25 protein-coding genes are annotated in these 25,284 nt (G+C 49.2%); 20 read left to right on the top strand and 5 right to left on the bottom strand.

Going from position 1 to position 25,284, the window contains the following annotated elements; all coding sequences use genetic code 11:
* Nucleotides 1-21 precede the first annotated feature (21 nt).
* Complete coding sequence (comER, locus tag NSU00_RS09225) at nucleotides 22-843, bottom strand: late competence protein ComER (RefSeq protein WP_340702721.1); 822 nt, start codon at nucleotides 841-843, stop codon at nucleotides 22-24.
* 105 nt (nucleotides 844-948) lie between these two features.
* Between comER and NSU00_RS09220 the strand changes: the two genes are divergently transcribed.
* From NSU00_RS09220 to NSU00_RS09210, 3 genes are read left to right on the top strand one after another with little or no spacing between them, the layout of a single operon-like run.
* On the top strand, nucleotides 949-1,662 hold the full coding sequence (locus NSU00_RS09220; RefSeq protein WP_029141914.1) for a helix-hairpin-helix domain-containing protein: 714 nt from the start codon (nucleotides 949-951) through the stop codon (nucleotides 1,660-1,662).
* Between the two features lie 24 nt (nucleotides 1,663-1,686).
* Entirely contained in the window at nucleotides 1,687-2,289 is a 603-nt protein-coding gene (locus tag NSU00_RS09215) for a ComE operon protein 2 (protein WP_017552599.1), read from the top strand.
* Nucleotides 2,290-2,301: 12 nt separating this feature from the next.
* The gene (locus NSU00_RS09210; RefSeq protein ID WP_340702720.1) at nucleotides 2,302-4,587 is read left to right on the top strand and encodes a DNA internalization-related competence protein ComEC/Rec2; all 2,286 of its coding nucleotides are present in this window, start codon (nucleotides 2,302-2,304) and stop codon (nucleotides 4,585-4,587) included.
* 54 nt (nucleotides 4,588-4,641) lie between these two features.
* Here NSU00_RS09210 and NSU00_RS09205 read toward each other — a convergent pair whose 3' ends face one another.
* Nucleotides 4,642-4,776 (bottom strand): YqzM family protein, encoded by a 135-nt coding sequence (locus NSU00_RS09205; protein ID WP_017552601.1) that lies wholly within the window; start codon nucleotides 4,774-4,776, stop codon nucleotides 4,642-4,644.
* A gap of 268 nt (nucleotides 4,777-5,044) precedes the next feature.
* On the opposite strand from NSU00_RS09205, the gene holA reads away from it, so the two are divergent.
* The gene (gene holA, locus NSU00_RS09200) at nucleotides 5,045-6,070 is read left to right on the top strand and encodes a DNA polymerase III subunit delta (protein WP_046720731.1); all 1,026 of its coding nucleotides are present in this window, start codon (nucleotides 5,045-5,047) and stop codon (nucleotides 6,068-6,070) included.
* Nucleotides 6,071-6,108: 38 nt separating this feature from the next.
* Here holA and rpsT read toward each other — a convergent pair whose 3' ends face one another.
* Complete coding sequence (rpsT, locus tag NSU00_RS09195; protein WP_340702719.1) at nucleotides 6,109-6,369, bottom strand: 30S ribosomal protein S20; 261 nt, start codon at nucleotides 6,367-6,369, stop codon at nucleotides 6,109-6,111.
* Nucleotides 6,370-6,504: 135 nt separating this feature from the next.
* Between rpsT and gpr the strand changes: the two genes are divergently transcribed.
* The 11 genes from gpr (at nucleotide 6,505) to mtaB (ending at nucleotide 20,250) form a co-directional block, all read left to right on the top strand.
* Entirely contained in the window at nucleotides 6,505-7,656 is a 1,152-nt protein-coding gene (gene gpr, locus NSU00_RS09190) for a GPR endopeptidase (RefSeq protein WP_327076615.1), read from the top strand.
* Between the two features lie 103 nt (nucleotides 7,657-7,759).
* Nucleotides 7,760-8,962, top strand: a complete 1,203-nt coding sequence (locus NSU00_RS09185; RefSeq protein WP_061566448.1) for a stage II sporulation protein P — start codon at nucleotides 7,760-7,762, stop codon at nucleotides 8,960-8,962.
* Between the two features lie 124 nt (nucleotides 8,963-9,086).
* Complete coding sequence (lepA, locus tag NSU00_RS09180; protein WP_371729402.1) at nucleotides 9,087-10,919, top strand: translation elongation factor 4; 1,833 nt, start codon at nucleotides 9,087-9,089, stop codon at nucleotides 10,917-10,919.
* 91 nt (nucleotides 10,920-11,010) lie between these two features.
* Nucleotides 11,011-12,144 (top strand): radical SAM family heme chaperone HemW, encoded by a 1,134-nt coding sequence (hemW, locus tag NSU00_RS09175; RefSeq protein ID WP_118498193.1) that lies wholly within the window; start codon nucleotides 11,011-11,013, stop codon nucleotides 12,142-12,144.
* A gap of 99 nt (nucleotides 12,145-12,243) precedes the next feature.
* Nucleotides 12,244-13,272 carry a heat-inducible transcriptional repressor HrcA gene (gene hrcA, locus NSU00_RS09170; protein WP_328004572.1) on the top strand — a complete coding sequence of 343 codons (1,029 nt, stop codon included), beginning with the start codon at nucleotides 12,244-12,246 and terminating at the stop codon, nucleotides 13,270-13,272.
* A 108-nt stretch (nucleotides 13,273-13,380) separates the two neighbouring features.
* Complete coding sequence (gene grpE, locus NSU00_RS09165) at nucleotides 13,381-14,043, top strand: nucleotide exchange factor GrpE (RefSeq protein WP_340702717.1); 663 nt, start codon at nucleotides 13,381-13,383, stop codon at nucleotides 14,041-14,043.
* 34 nt (nucleotides 14,044-14,077) lie between these two features.
* Nucleotides 14,078-15,904, top strand: a complete 1,827-nt coding sequence (gene dnaK / locus NSU00_RS09160) for a molecular chaperone DnaK (RefSeq protein ID WP_133536708.1) — start codon at nucleotides 14,078-14,080, stop codon at nucleotides 15,902-15,904.
* A gap of 131 nt (nucleotides 15,905-16,035) precedes the next feature.
* Complete coding sequence (gene dnaJ / locus NSU00_RS09155; RefSeq protein WP_118498202.1) at nucleotides 16,036-17,172, top strand: molecular chaperone DnaJ; 1,137 nt, start codon at nucleotides 16,036-16,038, stop codon at nucleotides 17,170-17,172.
* A gap of 22 nt (nucleotides 17,173-17,194) precedes the next feature.
* Nucleotides 17,195-18,133, top strand: coding sequence for a 50S ribosomal protein L11 methyltransferase (gene prmA / locus NSU00_RS09150; protein ID WP_013859696.1), 939 nt, complete (start codon nucleotides 17,195-17,197; stop codon nucleotides 18,131-18,133).
* Between the two features lie 6 nt (nucleotides 18,134-18,139).
* Nucleotides 18,140-18,892 carry a 16S rRNA (uracil(1498)-N(3))-methyltransferase gene (locus NSU00_RS09145; protein ID WP_237348218.1) on the top strand — a complete coding sequence of 251 codons (753 nt, stop codon included), beginning with the start codon at nucleotides 18,140-18,142 and terminating at the stop codon, nucleotides 18,890-18,892.
* A gap of 5 nt (nucleotides 18,893-18,897) precedes the next feature.
* On the top strand, nucleotides 18,898-20,250 hold the full coding sequence (mtaB, locus tag NSU00_RS09140; RefSeq protein WP_013859694.1) for a tRNA (N(6)-L-threonylcarbamoyladenosine(37)-C(2))-methylthiotransferase MtaB: 1,353 nt from the start codon (nucleotides 18,898-18,900) through the stop codon (nucleotides 20,248-20,250).
* Nucleotides 20,251-20,423: 173 nt separating this feature from the next.
* Here mtaB and NSU00_RS09135 read toward each other — a convergent pair whose 3' ends face one another.
* Both NSU00_RS09135 and NSU00_RS09130 read right to left on the bottom strand, forming a co-directional pair.
* Nucleotides 20,424-21,347: a Na/Pi symporter gene (locus NSU00_RS09135; RefSeq protein WP_237348217.1), complete on the bottom strand. Its 924-nt coding sequence runs from the start codon at nucleotides 21,345-21,347 to the stop codon at nucleotides 20,424-20,426.
* Nucleotides 21,348-21,417: 70 nt separating this feature from the next.
* Nucleotides 21,418-21,702 carry an acylphosphatase gene (locus tag NSU00_RS09130; protein ID WP_013859692.1) on the bottom strand — a complete coding sequence of 95 codons (285 nt, stop codon included), beginning with the start codon at nucleotides 21,700-21,702 and terminating at the stop codon, nucleotides 21,418-21,420.
* Nucleotides 21,703-21,903: 201 nt separating this feature from the next.
* Here NSU00_RS09130 and rpsU point away from each other — a divergent pair, with 201 nt between their 5' ends.
* From rpsU to NSU00_RS09105, 5 genes are all read left to right on the top strand, one after another.
* Nucleotides 21,904-22,077, top strand: coding sequence for a 30S ribosomal protein S21 (rpsU, locus tag NSU00_RS09125; protein WP_017552614.1), 174 nt, complete (start codon nucleotides 21,904-21,906; stop codon nucleotides 22,075-22,077).
* A gap of 14 nt (nucleotides 22,078-22,091) precedes the next feature.
* On the top strand, nucleotides 22,092-22,538 hold the full coding sequence (locus NSU00_RS09120; protein ID WP_029141283.1) for a GatB/YqeY domain-containing protein: 447 nt from the start codon (nucleotides 22,092-22,094) through the stop codon (nucleotides 22,536-22,538).
* 193 nt (nucleotides 22,539-22,731) lie between these two features.
* The gene (gene yqfC, locus NSU00_RS09115) at nucleotides 22,732-23,016 is read left to right on the top strand and encodes a sporulation protein YqfC (RefSeq protein ID WP_013859690.1); all 285 of its coding nucleotides are present in this window, start codon (nucleotides 22,732-22,734) and stop codon (nucleotides 23,014-23,016) included.
* Nucleotides 23,017-23,028: 12 nt separating this feature from the next.
* On the top strand, nucleotides 23,029-24,222 hold the full coding sequence (gene yqfD, locus NSU00_RS09110; RefSeq protein WP_041819158.1) for a sporulation protein YqfD: 1,194 nt from the start codon (nucleotides 23,029-23,031) through the stop codon (nucleotides 24,220-24,222).
* Nucleotides 24,219-25,172, top strand: a complete 954-nt coding sequence (locus tag NSU00_RS09105) for a PhoH family protein (RefSeq protein WP_013859688.1) — start codon at nucleotides 24,219-24,221, stop codon at nucleotides 25,170-25,172. The genes yqfD and NSU00_RS09105 overlap by 4 nt, the downstream gene beginning before the upstream one ends.
* The last annotated feature ends 112 nt before the right edge of the window (nucleotides 25,173-25,284 follow it).

The raw sequence follows: 25,284 nt of genomic DNA, 5'->3' as shown, positions 1-25,284 counted from the left end.
AAACAGAAAGATGTCGAAATATCATGGTGTGCCGAATTGCCCGGCCACCGCGTCCGTGTCCTCTTTAAATTTCTCCTGTGTCGCTTCAAACAGTTTTTCGAATAAGCCATCCGTCCCTTTTTCAAGCACCTTTAATCCTTCGCCGGTGATACCGCCCTTTACCGTCACTTTTTCCTGCAGGGCAGGCAGCGTATAAATTTGTTGCTTCAAAAGTTCCCCCAGGCCGATTAGCATCTCAGCCGTTAATATGCAGGCGGTGTCGCTGTCAATCTTTGTTTTGCGGACGGCTCCTTCTATCATTTTTTGCGCCAAAAAACTGAAAAAAGCAGGGCCGCAGCTGACCAGATCTGATGCCACTCTCGTGATTTGCTGGCCAACTTCAACCGGGGTGGATATTTTGGAGAACAGTGTTTTTACTTTTTCCTGCCACTCGCTTGTGCACTGGCTGCCAAATGTCAGCAAAACCGCACCGGCAGCTGCCCTGTTCGTGATGCTCGGGATGGCCCTTGCGCACGAGCAGGGGACCATTGCGGCGAGCTGCCCGACTGTAACGGGGCTTGTAATGCTGACAAGGCACTGTTCATTCCGGAAGGCGCCTCTGGCCTTCTCCAGAATGCCGTGCATCTCAAGCGGTTTAACACACAACAAAATTAAATCGCTCTCCAAAATGGTATTTTCTATATTCTCAACCTGAATCCCGGGATACTTGTTTGCAAGTTTTGCGGCTTTTTCAGGTGTGCGATTTGTGATCCGAAATTGTGCAGGCGTAACGGCTTTTGTTTCTATCAAAGCTTCAATTAACATGCTGCCCATATTTCCCGTTCCGATCACGCCAATGTCCATGCTGTTTTCCCTCCCCAAGCCGCCGATCTTTCAGCGCCCGGTACAATATATGCGCAGATCCGGGCGATTATGTATCTGAAAAAAGAAAAACAGAGGTGAAGGTCTTTGAAAACGTTGTTTCTCAAATACCGCTGGCATGCTGCTGCAGCTGTGGCAGCCATTACGATTGCAATCTTTTACTATTTTAGCCAAAATGGAGGTATGGACACCGCGTCCGGGGCTTACCGGCAACCCGAAACGGCCGTGCAGTCCGGACAAACTGAGGGGGGCGGGACGGATGTGCAAAATCACTCGACCCAAAACACCGCCCAAACGCAATCCTCGGCCCAAACGCAGAACGCTGCCGAAATTTACGTGGATGTGAAAGGCGCGGTGAAGCATCCCGGCATCTACAAAGCGGAAGCGGATGACCGGGTCTATGACCTCATTCAGGAAGCGGGGGGTTTTAACGAAAACGCCGACCGGAATCAGGTCAATCTCGCGCAGAAGGTAAAAGATGAAATGGTAATCGAGGTGCCGAAAAAAGGCGAAAAAGCGGCTTCTGCCCAAACTGCCCCGGCGGCTGCCGGAATTTCAGCTCCCGCTTCCGCTTCTTCCGGGACGGCGGCAAGCAGTGAAGCGGCCGCACAGGTCAATATCAATACGGCCGACCAGACCCAGCTTGAGACGCTTCCGGGCATCGGGCCGTCAAAAGCTGCGGCTATTATCGAATACCGGGAGAAAAACGGCCCTTTTCAAAAGCCGGAAGATTTGAAAAATGTGTCGGGGATTGGGGACCAGACTTTTGCCAAAATCGAAAATTCCATCACTTTACAGTAAGGATGAGCAGAAAGGAAGAGAAAAATGGACCGGATTTCCTGGAACCAGTATTTTTTGGCGCAAAGCCATTTATTATCCTGGCGGAGCACCTGTTCAAGGCTTGCAGTTGGGGCGACGATCGTCAGGGATAAAAGAATTATCGCAGGCGGCTACAATGGATCCATCGCGGGGGACGAACACTGTATTGACAAGGGCTGCTACGTGATTGACGGGCATTGCGTGCGGACGATCCACGCTGAAATGAATGCAATTTTGCAATGTGCAAAATTCGGGGTGGCGACAAACGGCGCGGACCTCTATGTAACCCATTACCCGTGCCTGCACTGTACCAAAGCGATCATTCAGGCAGGGATTCAAAACGTGTACTATGCACAGGATTACCGGGTGCATCCGTATGCAAGAGAGCTTTTTGAAAAAGCGGGGGTGCATGTCGAGCATGTCCCGTTCCATCCGGAAACACTCGATATCCGGGCAAGCGAAAAAGCCAAACTGGTGGAGAAATTATTCATGATTGCAAAGGACCACGGGGCGGAAGCGGCAGAACTGGAGGAATTGCAGCAAATGGCGGCGGCATTATTTGCAGGCGCTTATCAAGAAACGGAAACGGGATCCGTTCCGAAAGCGTAACAGGGTGATGGTGTGAAAGGCAACTGGCTGTTCGCCGCGCTCGCTGCATTAAGCGGCATCCTGGTTGGCCTTCACGCGCCGCCGCTTCTGGTTCTTTCGACCCATTTGATTTGGATCCGGATTTTCCTGTCCCGGAACCGGCCTTTGCTCCTGTTGTCCGCCGTTTTTTACGGGTTGGGGATTTTTAGCGGTTATTTCCAGGCATTTGCGTATGATACAAAATTTCATGCCGGCAGTGCCCGGATGCCCGTCCGTTTCAGCGATTATCCGCGCATCGACGGGAACGCGGTCAAGGGAAAGGCGGAAGCCGGAAAAGAAACGTTTATGTTAACGTATTACGCCGGGAGCGAGGCAGAACTGGAAACCTTAAAACAAACTTTATCCCCCGGAACGGTTTGCATGGCTCAAGGGGAACTGGAAGCTCCTGAGCCAAACCGCAACCCGTCCGCATTTCATTACCGCAACTATTTGGCCCATCAGCATATCCACTGGATTTTAAAAGCGGACCGGCTTTCCGCGTGCAACAGCCCGCCGCAGCATCTGCACGGTTTCTTGAAAAAAATCCGCCACCGCTCCCTGCTTCAAATTCAAAAAACATTTCCGGAAAAATCCGTACCGTACGCAGAAGCGCTTTTGTTTGGCGAGCAAACAGACTTTGATGACGATGTGTACCAGCTTTACCAGCGGCTTGGCGTTGTCCATCTGCTTGCCATTTCCGGGCTTCACGTACAACTTGTTGCCGGGTTTTGCTACTATTTGCTCATCCGGCTCGGGCTGACAAGGGAACGTGCCACCGTTTGCTTACTGGGGGTGATGCCGGTTTATGCGGGATTATGCGGCATGAACCCGCCAGTTGTCCGGTCGGCGGCAATGACGATGCTGCTTGTGCTGGCCGGGCAAAAAAAACTGCCGATCGGGCCGCTTGATGCTTTGTCCATCTGTTTCATTTTGTACGGACTAAAAAATGCGAATATTGTGTACAATATCGGATTCCAGCTCTCTTTTGCTGTTTGCGCCGCGCTGCTTCTTTCAGGGCCTCTTCTAGAGCGGTTCCGGGGCCCGTTGCAAAAAGGGCTCGCGATTTCGTTCATTTCCCAGCTTGCGGCACTTCCCATCCTATCTTATTCATTTTATGAGTTTTCCATTGCGGGGCTTGTTGCCAATCTTTTTTATGTACCGCTTTATACGTATGTGCTGCTCCCGCTTGCTGCGCTTGCCTTTGTTACAGAATGGGTGGCGCCGCCGCTGTTTTCCGTCTTTGCCGCGTGCTTTGACGGGCTCGTTCGGCTTTCGGAAAAAACGGGGGAAGCGATAGACGGCCGCTGGTCCACGCTCGTTACCGGGAGGCCGCCATACTGGGGATCGATCCTGATGGCAGGTGCGGGAGTTTATTGTTTGGCGGCGATGGAAAACGGCAAGAAAACGATCCGGGCTGTCCTGCCGCTTGTTTGTGTTCTCATGCTCCTCCTTGCGGCAAACAGGTATTCGCTTTTCGGCAAAATCACCTTTATCGACGTCGGGCAGGGGGACAGTATTTTAATCCGGCTACCGCTTTCAAGGGGGGCGTATTTAATTGACACAGGTGGGACCGTCCGGTTTCCGGAACCGGCATGGAAAAGAAGGGAGCATCCGTTTGAAACCGGCAAAGATATTGTGGTGCCATTTCTAAAAAGCCAGGGGATTACGACGATTGATAAGCTGATTTTAACGCACAGCGACGAGGACCATATCGGCGGCGCAACGGCTGTGATCACATCTCTCCACGTCAAAGAAATCCATATCTCGCCCCATTCATGGGAAAAACCGCTCATGCAGAAGGTGCTCGCTTGCGCCCGCCAGAAAAAAATCCCGGTGTATGAGATGAAAAACGGGGACGGATGGCAAAACAAATCGGGGGTATTTCAATATCTTTCGCCGTTTGAGGAAACGTATGAGGGGAATAATGACTCGCTTGTCCTTTATGCGAAAACAGGTGGAAAGACGTGGCTGTTTACCGGGGACCTTGAGCAGGAAGGAGAAGAAAAACTTGTGGCGGCTTATCCGGATATCCGTATTGACGTATTAAAAGCCGGGCATCACGGCAGCAAAACTTCGACAAGCGAAACGCTCATCCGGAAGTATCATCCGCGGATCGCCGTCATCTCTGTCGGAAAGCATAACCGTTTCGGGCATCCGTCTCCGGGAGTGGTCAAACGGCTCAGCGAAAACGGGGTGTTCATTTTCCGGACGGATGAGGACGGGGCGGTGCAATACCGCTTTTTCAAAGAAAAGGGAACCTTTTCAACCGTCCTCCCATAATATACATTAATTAAAAAACCGTCCGGAATGGCTCCGGCACTGCCCGGAGCGGGGCTATCTGCCAATGATGTCTGCTGCAGTTGCAATGATAAACATCAGCGCAAAAAACAAAAAAGAGATGAGAAAACCTGCTCCGGCATCGGCGACATCATTCGTTTTCGACTGGACATCCTGCTCGAATTCGTTCATCCAAATCCCTCCCTGTTTTTTGATTATATGATAATTTCAGAACGATTTCCACCGTTTTGGATGGAGTTGTCATTCATAGATATCCGGCTGCGTGTGACAATAAGGGTACGGGTCCACCGTTAACGGAAAAGCTTCCCGGGACTGTTCCGTTAACGTTTATATAGATAAAGGGGATTTTACGGATCCCCTTTTCCATTTGTTTTCTGCTTGCAACAATGCGCCCGTTCTCTTAACATAGGGAGTAAGAAAGGTTTGGGAGCGGAACAGAATGGATGAATTATGGAAAAAGATTGAGCGCGGGCAATTTTCCCCGCTTTATTTATTGTACGGTGCAGAAGATTATTTCATTCAAAAAACGAAACAGAAATTGCTGGATTATGCGCTCACTCCGGAAGAGGCGGATTTTAATTATGCTTCGTATGACCTGGAGGAGGTGCCGGTCGAGACAGCGATCGAAGATGCGGAAACATCCCCTTTTATGGGGGAGAGGCGGCTCGTGATTGCGCACCACCCGTTTTTTTTGACTGCTGAAAAGCAGAAACAGAAAGTGGAACACCGGCTGGACAAGCTGGAAGCATACGTGAAGTCTCCCGCCCCTTACACGGTTTTCGTGCTGGTTGCGCCTTATGAAAAACTGGATGAACGGAAAAAACTGGTGAAATTGATCAAAAAGCAGGCCGCAACTTTCCAGGCAAAAAAATTAAATGAAAGGGAGCTTGAAGGGTGGCTTGTCTCCCGCGCCGCTGAAGAAGGCTGCCGGATTGGCAGGAAGGCAGTGGAACATTTGGTTTCCCTTGCCGGCACCAATATGAATGCGCTCGATCATGAAATAAATAAGCTAGCCCTGTATGCCGGAAGCGGCAATGAAATAACAGATGGAATGGTGGAAATGCTGACGGCGCGGTCGCTGGAGCAAAATGTATTTGAACTCGTTGAAAAAGTGGTTCACCGCCGCATTGATGAGGCGCTCCGGATCTATTATGACCTTTTAAAACTTAATGAGGAGCCGATTAAAATATTGGCGCTCCTTGCCGGCCAGTTCCGGCTCATCTACCAGACGAAAGAACTGGCGAGGCTCGGCTACGGCCAGCAGCAAATCGCATCTTATTTAAAAGTGCATCCATACAGGGTAAAACTGGCGGCGGGGCAGGCGGGGCTTTTTTCCGCGGATGAACTGAACCGGATCATGGCGCTGCTTGCCGACAGCGACTACCGGATGAAATCGGGCGGGCTGAAAAAAGAAATGATCATTGAAATGTTTTTGTTTCAACTGCATGAAATGAAGGCAAAATAAAAAAGACGCGGATCGCGCGTCTTTTTTATTTTGGTGCGTTACGCCTGTGCGGATAATTTTTTCATCAGGCGTGATTTTTGGCGGCTTGCCGCATTTTTATGGATAAGGCCTTTAGATGCAGCTTTATCAAGGCGTTTTACCGCATCGACTAAAAGTTCTTTTGCGTTTTCGTCGTTGTTTTCAACCGCTGCTTCAAACTTTTTCACTGCCGTGCGCATGGCGGATTTTGCCGCTTTATTTTGAGCATGGTTTTTTTCGTTCACTTTTACGCGTTTAATCGCAGATTTAATGTTTGGCACCCGTTTCACCTCCTACGAGCAAACCTTGTTTGGCTCGTCCACATTCACTTTAGAACAAATGATATTGTAACAAATGGAAGACGAGATTGCAATACATTGGGCCGGAATTTGCACAAAACGAATGGTCTGCCGGGAATGGGGAAAAACAAGGATAAAGGAAACGGCAAAAAGGAGGAAGACGAACAAATGGATCTTAGTGTTTATTCCGTCCGCACAGATTTAGCGATTGAAGCGCGCGATCTTGCAGTGGAAGAGAAAGTGAAGAACCGGGAAAGCGAAGAATTGGAAGGCGTAACGGTGGAAGAACGGACCGTAAACGATATGAAAGTGACGACGGTTCAAATTTCCAAAAAAGGGGAAAAAGTCATCGGAAAAAAGGCCGGGAATTATTTGACCATTGAAATGCAGGGCATCCGCAGCGGGGATACGGACATCCAGCAAAAGGTGGAAGAAGTGTTCGCGGATGAGTTTAACCAATATTTGAAGCATATAAATATTGGAGAGGAAGCGAGCTGCCTTGTTGTCGGGCTCGGCAACTGGAATGTGACGCCTGATGCGCTCGGCCCGCTTGTCTGCGAAAAAGTACTCGTCACCCGCCATCTGTTTAAAATCGAGCCGGAAAACGTTGAATCGCGCTACAGGCCGGTGAGCGCGATTGCCCCGGGGGTCATGGGGCTGACCGGAATCGAAACGAGCGATATTATATTCGGCGTCAGTGAAAAATCGAAACCGGATTTTATTATTGTCGTCGATGCACTTGCATCCCGTTCGCTGGAAAGGGTGAATGCCACGATCCAGATCTCGGATACGGGCATTCAGCCGGGATCCGGTGTTGGCAACAAGCGGAAAGAATTGTCGAAAGAAACGCTCGGTGTGCCGGTTGTTGCGATCGGCGTTCCGACAGTGGTGGACGCCGTGACGATTACAAGCGACACGATCGATTTTCTGTTAAAACATTTCGGCAAAGAAATGAAAGAATCAGGCCGGCCTTCACGGGCGCTTGCACCGGCAGGGCTTTCATTTGGGGAAAAGCGGAAGCTGACGGAAGACGATCTGCCGGGAAGTGAAGCACGGAAAATGTTCATGGGGATTGTCGGCAATCTGGATGAGCAGGAAAAGCGGAAATTGATTCACGAAGTGCTCGCGCCGCTCGGCCATAACTTAATGGTGACGCCGAAAGAAGTCGACATTTTTATGGAAGATATGGCAAATCTTCTAGCGAGCGGACTGAATGCGGCGCTCCACCCCCATGTGAACCAGGAAAATACCGGCTTTAAGACGAGATAAGTTGCAGGCGCCGCCATAACCCGGGGGTGCCTCTTCTTTTCGGTGTTCTATTCTTCCATGAGATTCATAGAATGTAATAGAATCGATTGGAAAGGGTGGGACGATGAAAAGCGGCAGGCATTCCAGCCATTTTTTTATATTGAATCTGACCAGTGTGATACGCCTTATCTCCATAGTCATCCTGTCCCTTGTGCTTGTTGTCATCTTAATTGGCACGCTGACGTCTTTGAAGCCGGGTTACCGGGTTTCCTCTTCAGCCGTCAATGAAGCCGCAAAGCATCTTTCAAGCAAAACATTGTACAAGTACCTGCTGTCGGACAGCCAGCTGCTTGTGCACCATTTTCCGGATACGGACGAGCGGCCGGTCGGCAATCTTGTTTTTGAAATGCTCACCAACATCCGCTTTGAAGATCCGCGCAGCTTTCTCGGGCGTGAACTGCCAGGATTTGAAATCTTTGACAGCAAAATACTTGTTGCCGGAGACGGCGCTGACTATACCAATATGCCGATTGAATCCGTCCCGCCTGACAGCGCCTTGCAAGCGAAAGACCCGGCCACACAAAATACGGAAAAAATCGAGGAAAAAGGCGGTCCGGACGATGCAAAACGGCGGCCCGGGCGGACAACGGGCGGCAAGAAACGGGTGTTGATTTATTTTACCCATACACATGAGTCCTATCTGCCGTATTTAAAAGGCGTCACGAATCCCGACCTTGCCCAGCATTCGAAGATCAACGTAACAAAAGTCGGGGAGAGGCTCGCTGAAGATCTCGAGGACAAGGGAATTGGCGCAGAGGCAAATACGACCGATGTTTTAAAGCTGCTTGAGAAAAACCATATGCAGTATTACCAGTCTTACCAGGGATCGCGCACCGTCGTCGAATCGGCGATGAGAAACGACCGCGACCTTCAATATTTTATTGATATCCACCGCGATTCGAGAAGAAAAAAAGATACGACCGTTACCATCAATGGAAAATCGTATGCGAAAATCGCTTTTGTAATCGGCGGGGAAAACCCGAACTGGGAAAAGAATGCAAAGCTGGCTGAGGATTTGCACAACTTGATCAAAAAGAAGTATAAAAATCTGTCAAGGGGGGTCATTTTGAAAAAAGGGGCGTCGACCAACGGAAAATTCAACCAGGACTTATCGGGAAATGCTTTTTTAATTGAAGTCGGCGGTGTGGATAATACTTTTGAAGAAATGTACCGGACAATGGATGTTTTTGCCGATGTGTTCGCCGGGTATTACTGGCAGGCGGACAGTGTAAACGGCGCCGGGAGCGGGCAATCAGGAAACCGTTAGCCGTCTTGACAGGCGGTTCTTTTTTTGCGATGCGCGGCTGATCATTTTTCGTTGAAGTCGCGCTTTCCTGCTGATATAATCAGAAATAGTGTACATGTGCCGAATACAGGAGTGAAGGTAAATGATGAACCGTGAAGAAAAATTAGACAGGCAGAGGAGGATCCGCAACTTTTCCATTATTGCACATATCGACCATGGCAAGTCGACTTTGGCCGACCGCATTCTGGAAAAGACCCACGCGCTGAGCAAGCGCGAAATGAAGGACCAGCTCCTCGATTCGATGGAACTGGAACGGGAACGCGGAATTACGATTAAATTAAATGCCGTCCGGCTGAACTATAAAGCAAATGACGGGGAAGAATACATTCTCCATTTGATTGATACTCCGGGACATGTAGACTTTACATATGAAGTGTCACGCAGCCTTGCCGCCTGTGAAGGGGCGGTACTCGTCGTCGATGCCGCGCAGGGGGTGGAGGCGCAGACGCTTGCAAATGTTTATCTTGCGCTGGATAACAATCTTGAAATTATCCCGGTCATCAATAAAATTGACCTGCCTTCCGCCGATCCGGAACGCGTCCAGCAGGAAATAGAGGATGTGATCGGCCTTGATGCGTCGGAGGCCGTTCTTGCTTCCGCTAAAGCCGGGATTGGGATTGAAGATATTCTTGAACAGGTTGTCGAAAAAGTGCCGGCGCCTGAAGGAGATCCGGACGCCCCGCTGAAGGCGCTTATTTTTGACTCGCTGTATGATCCGTACCGCGGCGTCATTGCCTATATCCGTGTAATGGAAGGCTCCGTCAAAGTCGGGGATAAGATTAAAATGATGTCAACCGGCAAGGAATTTGAAGTGACAGCGCTCGGCGTAAGCACCCCGAAACCGTTGTACATAGACGAATTAACCGTCGGTGATGTCGGGTTTCTAACGGCATCAATTAAAAATGTAAAAGACACGCGCGTCGGCGATACGATTACGGGCGCCGAAAACCCTGCAAAAGAAGCGCTTCCCGGTTACCGGCGGATGAATCCGATGGTTTACTGCGGCCTGTATCCGGTAGACAGCGCGAAATTCAATGATTTGCGGGATGCCCTTGAAAAGCTGGAGTTAAATGATTCGTCGCTGCAATATGAGCCGGAAACGTCGCAGGCGCTCGGTTTCGGTTTCCGTTGCGGTTTTCTCGGGCTCCTGCATATGGAAATCATCCAGGAGCGGCTGGAACGCGAATTCAACATTGATCTCATTACCACCGCGCCAAGCGTCATTTATAAAGCCAAACTGACGGACGGCAGTGAAGTGACGGTTGATAACCCGGCGAATTTGCCGGAACCGCAGAAAATCGAATATATCGAAGAGCCGTACGTGCGCGCGTCCATTATGGTCCCGAACGATTATGTCGGCGCAGTGATGGAAATTGCCCAGGCAAAGCGCGGCGATTTTATCGATATGCAGTACCTCGATGATATCCGCGTTAATGTCATTTATGAAATCCCGCTCTCCGAGATTGTATACGACTTTTTTGACCAGCTGAAATCAAGCACAAAAGGGTATGCTTCTTTTGATTACGAATTGATCGGCTACAAACAGTCCAATCTCGTAAAAATGGATATTTTATTAAACGGGGAAAAAGTGGACGCCCTCAGTTTCATCGTCCACCGCGACTTTGCGTACGAACGCGGCAAGACGATTGTCGAAAGATTAAAAGAACTCATCCCGCGCCAGCAGTTTGAAGTGCCTGTACAGGCGGCAGTCGGCCAGAAAATTATTGCGCGTTCCAATATTAAAGCATTGCGCAAAAACGTGCTTTCAAAATGTTACGGCGGGGACATTTCCCGGAAACGGAAACTGCTTGAAAAGCAAAAAGAGGGCAAGAAAAGGATGAAGCAGGTCGGTTCTGTTGAAATCCCGCAGGAAGCGTTTATGGCTGTGCTGAAGATGGACGATACCCCGAAAAAATAACCGGGGCGGGCAGGGAGCGGATTGGCGGCTGTCCGCGCGCTCCTTTTCCCCGGGACATGCCCGTGATGAAAACAAATAAGGTTGTGATGGAATGAAAGCCGCATATATCCATGTTCCATTTTGCGAACATATTTGCTATTACTGCGATTTCAATAAATTTTTATTAAAAGGCCAGCCGGTGGATGAATACATTGAGATGCTGCTGGAAGAAATGCGGATCAAAACGGCTGAATCCCCTTGTGAAAAGCTGAGCACGGTCTTTGTCGGGGGCGGCACCCCGACAGCGCTGAATGAGCGGCAGCTTGAAAAACTGCTTGCCGGCATCCGCACGATTCTGCCTTATGACGGGGACGGGGAGTTTACGTTTGAAGCCAACCCTGGGGAAACGTCCGAAGAAAAGCTGCGCCTTCTGCATGATTACGGTGTCAACCGGCTGAGTTTCGGCGTCCAGTCGTTCAATGACCGGCTGCTCGAGAAAATCGGGCGGACCCACCGCCGGGAAGATGTGCACCGGACGATCAGTCATGCGAGAAAGATCGGCTTTTCCAATATCAGCATGGATTTGATGTTCGCGCTTCCTGGGCAGACGCTTGAAGATTTCCGTGAAACGCTTGGCGAAGCCTTGTCGATGGGGCTGCCGCATTATTCAAGTTATTCGCTGATCATTGAGCCAAAGACGATTTTTTACAATCTGATGCGGAAAGGAAAACTCCGCCTGCCGTCACAAGATGCGGAAGCGGATATGTACAGCATGTTAATGGACGAGATGGAAAAGCACGGCTTGAAACAGTATGAGATCAGCAATTTTGCCAAACCCGGCTATGAAAGCCGCCACAATCTCGTCTATTGGAACAATGAAGAATATTTCGGTTTCGGCGCCGGCGCACATGGGTATGAAAAGGGTGTCCGTCTGTCCAATTACGGCGCATTGAAGAAATATATCGGCATGCTTCGGGACGGGTGCCTCCCTGTCATGGAAAAACATACAGAGACAAAAAAAGAAAAAATGGAAGAAGAAATGTTTCTCGGGCTCAGAAAAAACGAAGGCGTCCGTTTCCGCCATTTCCGTGAAAAATTCGGGGCGGATATGAAGGAGGTTTTTGCAGGCGCGATCAAAGAAATGACAGAACGCGGGCTTCTTGAAGAAAAGGGCGGTTTTCTCCGGCTGACAAGGGAAGGGCGTTTTCTCGGCAATGAAGTCTTTGAAGCTTTTCTCCTCAGTTGACGGGCAAAGTAAATATATTGACAACAACAGGGGATTTTGTTAATTTATTTATATAAATTAGCACTCGTTTATATGGAGTGCTAACAGGGGTGATGGAAGTTGTTAACTGATCGTCAGCTGTTGATTTTGCAAGTGATCATTGATGACTTTATTCGTTCCGCCCAGCCGGTAGGCTCTAGGACGCTTTCCAAGAAAAACGGCATTTCCTTCAGTTCCGCTACGATCCGGAATGAAATGGCGGATCTTGAGGAACTCGGGTTTATTGAAAAAACACATACGTCATCCGGCAGGGTGCCTTCTGAAAAAGGGTACCGTTATTATGTCGATCACCTTCTGTCGCCACAAAAACTGGAACCGGCAGACATTTGGCAGCTTCATTCGATTTTTGCCGAAAAAATAGATGAAATGGAAGAGCTTGTGAAAAAGTCCGCCCAAATTCTTTCCGAAATGACGAATTACACGGCGATTCTGCTTGGCCCGGAAGTCAAAGATACGAAACTGAAAAATATGCAGATCGTCCCGCTGAATGAAAAAACGGCGGTTGCCATTATGATTACCGATACCGGCCGCGTGGAGAACAAGACGGTTTCGCTGCCGGAAGGATTCCGCCCGGGCGAGCTGGAAAAAATGGTCAATATTTTTAACGAACGGCTGGCCAATGTGCCGATTCCGGATTTAGAGGATAAAATATATAAGGAAGTCGCTGACATTTTGCGCAGCCATACTGAAAACTATGAATCGATCCTGAAGACCGTGATCAGCATGTTTAACGAAAACCGGCATGATAAACTTTTTGTCGGCGGGAAAGCCAATATTTTGAACCAGCCGGAGTTCCATGACCTCGAGAAAGTCCGGCCCCTTCTTGATATGATAGAACGGGAAGACAGTTTTTATGACTTGGTCAAACGCGTGCCGAGTGGCATTCACGTAAAAATCGGGAGAGAAAACCAGATTTCCGAGATGGTAGATTGCAGCATGATTACAGCCACCTATTCGATCGGTGACCAGCCGGTCGGCAAAATTGCAATTTTGGGCCCTACGCGCATGGAATATTCACGTGTCATCAGCATAGTGGATTTCTTGAGCAATGATATGACCAACGCCTTGACGAAATTGTATGACAGATAGGCAATACGGGCATATTGGGTAGGGAGGCTTAAAGCGTGGGTACATGCTTTAAGTCCTTTCTTACTGGGCTTTTTTATGCCTGTCTCATTTTAAAGGGGGTGAACGCTCATGGCAGAAGAACAAAACAAACGCGCTTCAGAAGAAGTGAAAGACGAACAAAAACGGGCTTCGGATGAAGTGAAAGAAGGACAAATTGAATCCATTTTTGCGGAAGAAAAAGATACGGAAAATCCGCAGGCGGCGCCGGAGGGCGAAGGCAATGAAGCTGGAACGGCGGAGAAGTCTGAAACAGAAAATGCCGCTGAAGAACTGGAAAAAGCAAAAGAGGAGATTGAGAAATTGCGGAATGAGCTCGAACAGGCTGAAAACCGCTATCTCCGCCTGCGCGCAGATTTTGATAATTACAGGCGCCGCGTGAATCTGGACCGTGAAGCAGCCGAGAAATACAGAGCACAGGATCTGATTGTGAACCTGCTGCCGGCGCTTGACAATTTTGAACGCGCACTGTCCATGGCTGAAAGAAACGAACATACGGCCCAGTTGCTGGACGGGATGGAAATGGTCTACCGCAGCATTTTGGAGGCGCTGAAAAAAGAAGGCGCAGAACCGATTGAAGCAATTGGGAAAGAATTCGACCCGCGCTATCACCAGGCGATCATGCAGGGGCAGGAAGAAGGCACTGCGTCCAACGTTGTGATTGAGGAATTCCAAAAAGGGTATATGTTAAAAGACAGGGTGATCCGCCCGTCCATGGTGAAAGTGAACGAGTAACGCGCTTTACATAATTTTTAAGGGAGGTATTATCATGAGCAAAATTATCGGCATTGACTTAGGTACGACGAACTCATGTGTCGCAGTTCTGGAAGGCGGCGAACCGAAAGTCATTCCGAACCCGGAAGGAGGCAGGACAACGCCGTCTGTTGTCGCTTTTAAAAACGGGGAACGCCTGGTAGGGGAAGTCGCAAAACGCCAGGCGATCACAAATCCGAATACGATCATTTCGATCAAACGCCATATGGGCACGACACACAAAGTCAAAGCGGAAGGAAAAGAATATACGCCGCAGGAAATTTCCGCCATGATTCTGCAATACTTGAAATCATATGCGGAAGATTATCTGGGCGAAAAAGTCGAAAAAGCGGTCATTACGGTCCCTGCTTATTTCAATGATGCCCAGCGCCAGGCAACAAAAGACGCCGGGAAAATTGCCGGGCTTGAAGTCGAACGGATTATCAACGAACCGACTGCTGCAGCGCTGGCATACGGCCTTGACAAAACGGATGAGGACCAGACCATCCTTGTATTTGACCTTGGTGGCGGTACGTTTGACGTCTCCATCCTTGAACTCGGCGACGGCGTCTTTGAAGTGAACGCAACTGCCGGCGACAACCATCTCGGCGGCGACGACTTCGACCAGGCGATCATCGATTACCTTGTCAGTGAATTTAAGAAAGAACACGGCATCGACCTGTCGAAAGACAAAATGGCGCTCCAGCGTTTAAAAGATGCGGCTGAAAAAGCGAAAAAAGACTTGTCAGGGGTCACTTCCACCCAAATATCGCTGCCGTTTATTACGGCAGGGGAATCAGGCCCGCTCCACCTGGAAATGACGTTAACCCGTGCGAAATTCGACGAACTGACGGCAGACCTTGTTGAACGGACAATGGGCCCGACACGCCAGGCATTGCAGGATGCAGGGCTTACAGCGAATGACATCGATAAAGTCATCCTGGTCGGCGGCTCAACCCGGATTCCGGCCGTTCAGGAAGCGATCCGCAAAGAAATCGGGAAAGAACCGCATAAAGGCGTCAACCCGGATGAAGTTGTAGCAATGGGTGCCGCAATCCAGGGCGGGGTATTGACGGGGGATGTGAAAGACGTCGTGCTCCTCGACGTTACGCCGCTGTCGCTCGGAATTGAAACAATGGGCGGCGTGTTCACGAAATTGATTGAGCGCAATACAACGATCCCAACTTCAAAATCGCAAATCTTTTCAACTGCAGCGGATAACCAGACAGCCGTTGACATTCATGTCCTGCAGGGCGAACGCCCGATGGCTGCCGACAACAAAACGCTCGGCCGTTTCCAATTGACCGATATTCCGCCGGCACCGCGCGGCATTCCGCAAATTGAAGTTACGTTTGATATTGATAAAAACGGGATTGTCAATGTCAGCGCAAAAGACCTTGGCACCGGCAAACAGCAAAAGATTACGATCAAATCGTCCACCACTTTGTCCGATGAAGAAATCGAACGGATGGTAAAAGAAGCGGAAGCTAACGCAGAAAAAGACAAGAAACGCAAAGAAGAAGCGGAACTCCGCAATGAAGCCGACCAGCTTGTATTCACTGCTGAAAAAACATTAAAAGAACTGGAAGGTAAAGTGGACGCATCTGAAATTTCCAAAGCTGAAAAAGCAAAGGACGAATTAAAAGCGGCCATTGAGAAAAATGATCTCAATGAAATGAGGCAGAAAAAAGATGCGCTGCAGGAAATCGTGCAGGACTTGTCCGTCAAGCTGTATCAGCAGGCAGCACAACAGCAGCAAAATACGGATGCCGGGGGAGACGGAAAAAAGGATGACAATGTTGTCGACGCTGATTTTGAAGAAGTCGATGATAATAAAAAATAACGATAAAACAATATGGCCATTTTTCAATGAGCCAGGAAAAAAGTCAAAGTCTGGTCTATTCTCGGCTTTGACTTTTTTCTTATGCGAATGCTACAATTACCTTTATGTGAACGTTTCGGGAGTGAGAAGAAATGAGTAAACGGGATTACTATGAAGTGTTGGGCGTCGCGAAAGATGCATCGAAAGACGAGATAAAAAAAGCGTACCGCAAGCTTTCCAAAAAATACCACCCGGATATTAACAAAGCGCCTGATGCTGCAGAAAAATTCAAGGAAATCCAGGAAGCGTACGAAGTGTTGAGCGATGACCAGAAACGCGCCCAATATGACCAGTTCGGGCATGCAGGGCCGAACCAGGGCTTCGGGGGCGGAAACGGTTTTGGCGGATTCAGCAGCTCTGATTTTGACAGTTTCGGTTTCGAAGATATTTTCAGCACATTCTTTGGCGGCGGCAGAAGAAATGACCCGAATGCGCCAAGGCAGGGGGCTGATTTGCAATATACGATGACGCTTGAATTTGAGGAGGCGGTTTTCGGGAAAGAGACGGACATCCAGATTCCGCGCGAGGAAACTTGTGATACCTGCCACGGAACCGGGGCAAAACCGGGGACGCATCCGAAAGAATGCCCGCACTGTCACGGAACCGGACAGCTCAATACTGAGCAACAGACACCGTTCGGCCGGATTGTGAACCGCAGGGTATGCCATTACTGCGGCGGTACCGGCAAGATCATTACAGACAAATGCAAAACTTGCGGCGGTACCGGAAGAGTGAAAAAACGCCGCAAAATTCATGTCAAAATTCCGGCCGGCATCGACGACGGGCAGCAGCTCCGCGTTGCAGGCCAGGGCGAACCGGGCATAAACGGCGGACCGGCCGGCGACCTGTACATCATTTTCCACGTCCGGCCGCATGAACTGTTCGAACGGGACGGCGACGACATCTACTGCGAAATCCCGATTACTTTTACCCAGGCTGCTTTAGGCGATGAAATCGAAGTGCCGACGTTGCACGGGAAAGTAAAATTGAAAATTCCGGCCGGCACACAATCCGGCACAAAATTCAGGCTGCGCGGGAAAGGCGTGCCGAATGTCCACGGGCACGGCACCGGCGACCAGCATGTCATCGCGAGAATTGTCACCCCAAGGAAGCTTACCGAACGGCAAAAACAACTTTTGCGCGAATTCGCCGAAGCGAGTGGAGAGGTCCCGGATGAACAAAGCAGCAATTTTTTTGACAAAATGAAACGGGCATTTAAAGGGGACTAAACAGGAATGGAGTGAGGCGTTCATGAAATGGTCGGAAATTATGATCCACACCACGAACGAAGCGGTGGAGCCGATTTCGAATATTTTGTATGAAGCGGGCGCCGGCGGGATTGTGATCGAGGACTCGGATGAGCTGCTGAAAGAGCATGACGACCGGTTCGGTGAAATTTATGAACTGGATCCGGACGATTTTCCGGAAGAAGGAGTCATCATTAAAGCGTACCTGCCCGTAAACAGCTTTTTAGGTGAAACCGTCGAGGAAATCAAACAGGCGATTACCAATCTGGCCACTTTTGATATTGATATCGGCCCGAACAAGGTGACGATCAGCGAAGTGCATGAAGAAGAATGGGCAACGGCATGGAAAAAATACTACAATCCCGTGAAAATATCCGAAAAATTTACGATTGTGCCGACGTGGGAAAACTATGAGCCGGTATCAAGCGATGAGCTGATCATTGAATTGGACCCCGGCATGGCGTTCGGCACCGGTACCCATCCGACCACGGTCATGTGCATCCAGGCATTAGAACGGACGGTAAAACCGGGCGACACGGTCATTGATGTTGGCACCGGTTCCGGCGTGTTAAGCATTGCCAGCGCCCTGCTCGGAGCAGGGCGGGTGCTTGCGCTTGATCTGGACGAGGTGGCGGTCCGTGCGGCTACGCTCAATGTGAAACTCAATAAAGTCCAAAACCGGGTAACTGTCAAACAAAATGATTTGTTGAAAGGCGTAAGCGGGCAAGCCGATGTGATGGTGGCCAATATTCTTGCTGAAGTGATCGCCCGTTTTGCTGAAGAGGCATTCGGGCATGTCAAACCGGGCGGCCGTTTTATTGCTTCCGGCATCATCCGGCAAAAAAAGGACCTTGTCGTGGATGCGCTCACTTCTGCCGGCTTCACGATTGAAGAAACGATGGTCATGGAAGACTGGGTTGCGCTCATGGCAAAGCGCGGGTGAGAGGCCATGCAGCGTTATTTTTTAAACCGGCCGTATCGGGGGGAGCAGGAAATCCGCCTGGACGGCGAAAATTACCATCATATCGCGCGCGTCATGAGAATGTCCGCCGGAAGCCGCTTTTATGGTGTATTTTCAGATGAAAAAGTGTGCATTTGCGAAATCGGGGAAATCACAGGCGATGCCGTTATGGCCCGGATTACCGGATGGGAAACCGCCGTAAAAGAGCTTCCGGTCCATGTTACTGTATCATGCGGCCTTCCGAAAGCGGATAAACTGGAATGGATTATCCAAAAGGGAACCGAGCTGGGTGCCTTTCATTTTTTGCCTTTCATTGCGGAAAGATCCGTTGTAAAATGGGACACAAAGAAAGAAGCAAAAAAACGCGAACGCTGGCAAAAGATTGCCCGGGAAGCCGCAGAACAGTCGCACCGCAGCCACTTGCCCGAAATCAGCTCCCCTGTTTCTTTCCAGCAGCTGATCGAAGAAAGCCATACATATCAATATAAGCTGGTTGCTTTTGAAGAAAATGCAAAAGAAGGGGAACGGCACCGGTTTGCGGAAGTATTGTCGAACATATCGGAAGGCGGCAATGTACTGGCCGTTTTCGGGCCGGAAGGGGGTCTGTCCCTTGATGAAATCCGCAGGCTTGAAGCAGCCGGATTCGTATCCTGCAGCTTAGGCCCGCGCATTTTGCGGGCGGAGACGGCACCGTTATATGTACTTTCTGCCATAAGTTACCATTTTGAATTAATGAGGTGAAGAGGATGTCAACCGTAGCATTCCATACATTAGGATGCAAAGTGAACCATTATGAGACTGAAGCCATTTGGCAGCTGTTTAAACAAGCGGGCTATGAAAGAACCGACTTTGAAACGAATGCCGATGTCTACGTGATCAATACTTGCACGGTCACCAATACAGGAGACAAAAAGAGCCGTCAGGTCATCCGCCGGGCAGTCCGGCAAAATCCGGATGCCGTAGTTTGTGTGACCGGCTGTTATGCGCAGACATCGCCGGGCGAGATCCTCGAAATTCCCGGTGTCGATGTCGTTGTCGGCACACAGGACCGCACCAAAATGCTTGGGTATATTGAACAGTATTTGAAAGAGCGCAAACCGGTCAATGCTGTCAAAAATATTATGAAAAACCGTGTGTATGAAGAAATGGAAGTGCCGTATTTTACCGACCGGCACCGGGCTTCCCTGAAAATCCAGGAAGGCTGCAACAATTTCTGCACGTTTTGCATCATCCCGTGGGCGCGCGGCCTGATGCGGTCAAGGGATCCTGAAAAGGTCATCGCGCAAGCCCAGCAGCTTGTCGATGCAGGCTATAAAGAACTGGTTTTAACCGGCATTCATACAGGCGGATACGGCCAGGATTTAAAAGATTACAATCTTGCGATGCTGCTTCGGGACCTGGAAGAAAAAGTGCAGGGGCTGAAACGCGTCCGCATTTCGTCTATTGAAGCCAGCCAGCTGACGGATGAAGTGATTGGTGTGATTAAACATTCGAAAGTCGTTGTCCGCCATATGCATGTCCCGATCCAGTCCGGTTCCGATACGGTGCTGAAAAGAATGCGCCGGAAATATACGATGGACCAGTTCGCGGAACGGATTACCAAGTTGAAAGAAGCATTGCCGGGCCTTGCACTGACTTCTGATGTCATCGTCGGCTTCCCGGGTGAAACGGAAGAAGAGTTTATGGAAACATACAATTTCATAAAAGAACACCGGTTCGCGGAACTCCATGTTTTCCCGTACTCGCCCAGGACAGGTACGCCTGCTGCCAGAATGAAGGACCAGATTGATGAAGAAATCAAAAATGAACGTGTCCACCGCATGATCGCATTAAGCGACCAGCTGGCAAAAGAATACGCATCCCAATTTGAAAATGAGGTGCTTGAAGTCATTCCGGAAGAGCCGTTCAAAGAAGATCCGGAAAGCGGGCTGTACGAAGGCTATACCGATAATTACCTGAAAGTCGTTTTCCCGGCCACCCCGGATATGGTTGGAAAACTCGTCAAAGTGAAAATCACAAAAGCTGGGTATCCATATAATGAAGCACAGTTCGTCAGAGTGATGGACGACGTCATGCCGGCCGTAAATGAAGCCATGTAACGCAAAAACCGGATGGCGTGTTTGCCCGGAAAAAGCGCGCCTGATAAAAGGCAGCCCCATAATAGGAAAAAAGTGCCGCATAATGGCATTGAAGAGGCCAGGGCAGTTTCCGGATAAAATGCCCGCCCTTTGAAGCACATGGCAAAAACAACCGGGCTTTTAGCCCGGTTGTTTTATTTTTTTCCGTGCAAAGCGATGATAAACCGGCCGAATCTTTCGGAAAATGGCAAAACAGCCAGTGAGGATAGAAGATTAAACAATAGGCTTGCATGGGCAAGCTGTTGTTCCGGATTAGCCGACAGCATTCGGCAAGTGTCCGCGAGCACATACAGGAAAGGCAAAAAAACAAGCGCCCCTCCGGCATTCAGCCAGACATGGGTAAATGCCGTCAGCCTTGCTTCCTCTCCGGCCCCGATGCTGGCCAGAAGCCCGGTGATGCATGTCCCGATATTGGCCCCGAGCATGATGCTAATTCCGGTTTCAAGCGGGAATACCCCGGCTGCAAGAAAACCCATCGCCATCCCGATCGTCACGGTGCTGGACTGGATCGCTGCAGAAAGCAAGATTCCGAGTAAGAAAGCGGACAAGAGGTGGGTATTTAAAACGGTAAACAAATGCTGGACAAAAGCGGTTTTTGATACCGGCACGGCAAGCTCCTCAAATCCGCGCATTGCCCCGAACACAAGCGAGAGGCCGAACAGAATAATACCGGCGCTTTTGACGCGGCCTTTTCCGAAAAAATAGAACACTGCCCCTGCCCCCAAAAAAGGCAGGCTCAAAGAGGAGAAGTCGAAAGTCAGCAATTCGAGCGTGAAAGTCGTGCCAATATTCGTGCCCAAAATGATTCCGATCGATTGCGAAAACGTCAGCATTCCGGCAGAAACGAGCCCGACAGTGATGACCATCACGGCGGAGCTGCTTTGCAAAAGCGCCGTCAAAACCATCCCGAACAGCATGGCGGACAGCGGCCTGCCTGCCAGTTTTTTCAGCGCATTTCCGGCATGGCCGCCGGATAAGGCAAACAGCCCGGCCCGCAGCCTGTGAATGCCGAATAAAAATGTCACCGTCAACAAAAGAAATGAAAGTAAATAAAGCATGTCCTTCCCCCCTTATGATCATATGGAAAGGGGGGATCGAACATGCCTTTTTATTATTTGGAAAATCCATTTAATACAACACACGAAAATCACGGTACTGTTCTTGCTGCTGTAAATAGTCAATATCCATTCCGGTTACTTTTGCAAAGCGCGACGGCCCTTTTTTCAGCCCGCGGATAAATTGTTCCATCTCTTTTTTCCCGCCTTGTGCCATCACTTCGACAGTGCCATCGTCTTTGTTGCGGACCCACCCGCATATATTGTATTGCTTTGCCAAAAATTGGGTGTGGTAGCGGAAGCCGACGCCCTGTACCCTTCCTGAAACAATGATATGTGCCGTTTCCTGTTGTTCCATCGTCTCCCTCCAATCGTTTCCATCCATCTTTGATCTCTATTATACCAAAAGGAGGAACAGGCGGGGCAAATAAGGCAAAAGCCAAATCACGAAAGACAAGGCGCAAATGTTGACCGGTTATGGAGGATATTATATAATAATAATGTGCACGGGTTGCTCAACCTGACATGTAACCGTTTGTGTTCGGAGGGAGGGAAAGAAATGTCTAAAACTGTCGTTCGAAAAAACGAGTCGCTTGATGATGCGCTTCGCCGCTTTAAACGTACTGTTTCGAAAACCGGAACTTTACAGGAATACAGAAAGCGCGAATTTTATGAAAAACCAAGCGTAAGACGCAAAAAGAAATCAGAAGCTGCTAGAAAACGTAAGTGGTAAGAGAGGGTGGAATGATGAGTCTTCTCGAGCGTTTAAATAGCGATATGAAGCAAGCGATGAAGAACAAAGATAAAGAAAGACTCTCCGTAATTCGTATGCTTAAGGCAGCTGTTCAAAACGAAGCGATCAGGCTCGGAAAAGACGGTTTGACGAATGATGAAGAGTTGACAGTCCTTTCTCGCGAAGTGAAGCAACGGAAAGACTCCCTCCAGGAATTTAAAAATGCAGGTCGCAGTGACCTTGTTGAAAAAGCGGAAAAAGAATTGGCATATGTGAACGCATATTTGCCGGAGCAGCTTTCTGAAGACGAAGTGCGTGAAATTGTCCGGCAGACCATTGAAGAAGTGCATGCCGGGTCTAAAGCTGATTTCGGAAAAGTTATGGGAGCCGTCATGCCGAAAGTAAAAGGCAAAGCTGACGGTACGGTTGTAAGAAATATTGTGCAGCAGCAATTATCCTGACCTTTCTCATATAAGCCGGAAATCAATATGATTTCCGGCTTTTCGCTGTGCTTTTTACCGCACCTTTGCCGTATCCTTGAACCGGAAACACGGGTTTCCAAACGGTCCCGGACGTTTCGGACAAAAAAACTGCAAATAAAGTGATGAACCCCTTTTTTATTTCATAAATATGAGATGAAAGGGGGTTCTTTTTATGGCGAAAAAATGGCGGCAGCATTTGCAAAACTGGATGTCACAAAAAATGGACCTTCCGCAGGATGTCATGATGGACCTTCCGAGAATCACGATGATCGGCCAAATTCATATTTATGTTGAGAACCACCGCGGCCTTTTGACTTTTTCCGATAAAGAAGTCCGGCTGCTTTTAAAAAACGGGCAGCTCTTAATCAAAGGCCGGTCTTTTGTCATCAAAACGATCTTGCCCGAAGAAATTTTATTGGAAGGCAAAATAGATGAAGTGTTGTATTTGAACGGATAGGGGTGGCTTTGGTTGAAAAATCATTGGGTAACTTTTTTACAGGGGTCGGTGGCTGTAAAAATTGAGGGAAAAGGGATCGAACGCTTTATCAACCAGCTGACAAGAGCCGGCCTCGCTGTTTGGAATGTCAGGCGGCAGGGCACCATGGCCGTCACGTTCGAATTGCGCCTTTCAGACATTCACCAGCTCAGAAAAGCAGTAAGGGGACAAGATTTGCATGTCCGCTTTTTAAGGGGGCGCGGCGTTCCTTTTTTATGGAAAAGGACGCTGAAAAACGCCGGATTCCTGTTCGGCTTTTTTCTCTTTCTTGCCGTGATCACGGTGCTTTCCAACATGGTTTGGGGCGTGGAGATCAAAGGCGCAACGCCAAAAACCGAGCACGAAATCCGCAAACAATTGGACAAACTGGGCATTCAAACAGGGCATTCACAGTTTTTTCTCGATGATATTGAAACCATCCAGCGCAAGCTGACAAACAATCTTCCGGACGTGACATGGGTCGGCGTGGAGCTGCGCGGGACAACCTATCATTTTACCGTTGTGGAGAAAAACATGCCGGAACCGGTGAAAAATCCGGGCCCACAGCATCTTGTCGCTTCACAGAAAGCGGTGGTGGAAAATATGTTTGTTGAAAAAGGCAAGCCGGTTGTAAAAATTAACCAGTATGTCAAAAAAGGCCAGCTGCTTGTTTCCGGTGTCATTGGGAATGATAAAGAAAAATACCCTGTGGCAGCCAAAGGGAAAGTATACGGAAAAACGTGGTATAAAACGGCGGTTGAACTTCCGCTTTCCTCCCGTTTTCAAGTGTATACCGGCAATGCAGCCCAAAAATATTATATTGGAATCGGCTCGATGAAGCTGCACATATGGGGCTTCCGGACCCCCCGTTTTAAACAGTACCGGACATCGGAAGAAGCAGAAAAGGTCAAGTTTTTAAAATGGACATTGCCGGTCCGCTTTATCAGGGAAACGGTCCGCGAGAAAGAAGAGCGGGACAGAAATTATACCAAAAAAGAGGCTGAAGCAGAAGCAAAAAAATTAGCAAGGCAGGATTTGCGCAAAAAACTGCCAAAAGAAGCAACCGTTACGGATGAATATGTTTTGCAAGAACATGTTCGCAATGGTACATTAAAAATGATGATTTATTACGAAGTAGTAGAAAATATCGCAATCGCAAAACCAATTGCTCAAGGAGACTTAGAATGACAGAAGAAAGTACGGCAAAACTTCAATTGGAGAATACAAACGAAGCAGTGCTTTTATTCGGCATTTCCGACCATCATCTGAAAATGCTCGAGGATGCCTACGGGGTCCATATCCTCACCCGCGGCGAAACGATCCAGGCAAGCGGCAAAGAAGATGCGGCGGAAAGGGTGATCGCCGTCATGTCCGAACTGCTTGGTTTGATTAAAAAAGGCATCACGATCAGCGGGCGCGATGTGCTTTACGCTGTCGAAATGGAAAAAAAGGGCCATCTTGAATATTTGGGAAGCCTGTACGAAGAAGAAATTGCCCGGAATGCGAAAGGGAAAGCGATCCGGATCAAGACATTCGGGCAGCGCGACTATATCCAGGCGATCCGCCATCATGACCTTGTGTTCGGCATCGGCCCGGCCGGAACGGGAAAAACGTATTTGGCCGTTGTAATGGCGGTGAATGCTTTAAAAAGCGGCGAGGTAAAAAGGATTATTTTAACCCGCCCGGCTGTTGAAGCCGGGGAAAGCCTCGGGTTTTTGCCGGGGGATTTGAAGGAAAAAGTCGATCCGTATTTGCGCCCGCTCTATGATGCATTAAACGATGTGCTCGGCGCGGAGCATACACAGCGCCTGATTGAAAGGGAAACAATCGAAATTGCCCCGCTTGCCTATATGCGCGGGCGCACACTTGATGATGCGTTCGTCATTCTCGATGAAGCGCAGAATACGACACAGGCACAAATGAAAATGTTTCTGACCCGCCTCGGTTTTCACTCCAAAATGGTGATTACAGGGGACAGAACGCAGATTGACCTGCCAAAAGGCGCGGAATCCGGCCTTTTGACAGCTGAAAGAGTGCTGGAGAAAGTCCGCGGCATTTCGTTCGTCTATCTGGAAGAAAGCGATGTCGTCCGCCACCCGCTTGTTGCGAAAATTATCGAAGCTTATCAAAACGCATAACCCGGGCCGTGGCACCCGGGTTGTTTTGCCATGCATTTTTGCCGGAAAACTGATATGATGGAACCGTTAAGAGCGATTGCAAAAGGCGGTGTATGAAAAGCAAATGAAAATT

The organism is Weizmannia sp. FSL W8-0401, assembly GCF_038009125.1.
Lineage (GTDB): Bacteria > Bacillota > Bacilli > Bacillales > Bacillaceae_C > Weizmannia > Weizmannia coagulans.
This window is presented reverse-complemented; position numbering and strand designations above follow the sequence as displayed.

What these genes read in the sequence shown, in the direction of transcription:
- comER (WP_340702721.1), bottom strand. Translation starts at nt 843, where the DNA reads ATGGACATTGGCGTGATCGGAACGGGAAATATGGGCAGCATGTTAATT.
- NSU00_RS09215 (WP_017552599.1), top strand. Translation starts at nt 1,687, where the DNA reads ATGGACCGGATTTCCTGGAACCAGTATTTTTTGGCGCAAAGCCATTTA.
- NSU00_RS09205 (WP_017552601.1), bottom strand. Translation starts at nt 4,776, where the DNA reads ATGAACGAATTCGAGCAGGATGTCCAGTCGAAAACGAATGATGTCGCC.
- holA (WP_046720731.1), top strand. Translation starts at nt 5,045, where the DNA reads ATGGATGAATTATGGAAAAAGATTGAGCGCGGGCAATTTTCCCCGCTT.
- gpr (WP_327076615.1), top strand. Translation starts at nt 6,505, where the DNA reads ATGGGGAAAAACAAGGATAAAGGAAACGGCAAAAAGGAGGAAGACGAA.
- NSU00_RS09185 (WP_061566448.1), top strand. Translation starts at nt 7,760, where the DNA reads ATGAAAAGCGGCAGGCATTCCAGCCATTTTTTTATATTGAATCTGACC.
- lepA (WP_371729402.1), top strand. Translation starts at nt 9,087, where the DNA reads ATGAACCGTGAAGAAAAATTAGACAGGCAGAGGAGGATCCGCAACTTT.
- hemW (WP_118498193.1), top strand. Translation starts at nt 11,011, where the DNA reads ATGAAAGCCGCATATATCCATGTTCCATTTTGCGAACATATTTGCTAT.
- grpE (WP_340702717.1), top strand. Translation starts at nt 13,381, where the DNA reads ATGGCAGAAGAACAAAACAAACGCGCTTCAGAAGAAGTGAAAGACGAA.
- dnaK (WP_133536708.1), top strand. Translation starts at nt 14,078, where the DNA reads ATGAGCAAAATTATCGGCATTGACTTAGGTACGACGAACTCATGTGTC.
- dnaJ (WP_118498202.1), top strand. Translation starts at nt 16,036, where the DNA reads ATGAGTAAACGGGATTACTATGAAGTGTTGGGCGTCGCGAAAGATGCA.
- prmA (WP_013859696.1), top strand. Translation starts at nt 17,195, where the DNA reads ATGAAATGGTCGGAAATTATGATCCACACCACGAACGAAGCGGTGGAG.
- NSU00_RS09145 (WP_237348218.1), top strand. Translation starts at nt 18,140, where the DNA reads ATGCAGCGTTATTTTTTAAACCGGCCGTATCGGGGGGAGCAGGAAATC.
- mtaB (WP_013859694.1), top strand. Translation starts at nt 18,898, where the DNA reads ATGTCAACCGTAGCATTCCATACATTAGGATGCAAAGTGAACCATTAT.
- NSU00_RS09135 (WP_237348217.1), bottom strand. Translation starts at nt 21,347, where the DNA reads ATGCTTTATTTACTTTCATTTCTTTTGTTGACGGTGACATTTTTATTC.
- NSU00_RS09130 (WP_013859692.1), bottom strand. Translation starts at nt 21,702, where the DNA reads ATGGAACAACAGGAAACGGCACATATCATTGTTTCAGGAAGGGTACAG.
- rpsU (WP_017552614.1), top strand. Translation starts at nt 21,904, where the DNA reads ATGTCTAAAACTGTCGTTCGAAAAAACGAGTCGCTTGATGATGCGCTT.
- NSU00_RS09120 (WP_029141283.1), top strand. Translation starts at nt 22,092, where the DNA reads ATGAGTCTTCTCGAGCGTTTAAATAGCGATATGAAGCAAGCGATGAAG.
- yqfC (WP_013859690.1), top strand. Translation starts at nt 22,732, where the DNA reads ATGGCGAAAAAATGGCGGCAGCATTTGCAAAACTGGATGTCACAAAAA.
- NSU00_RS09105 (WP_013859688.1), top strand. Translation starts at nt 24,219, where the DNA reads ATGACAGAAGAAAGTACGGCAAAACTTCAATTGGAGAATACAAACGAA.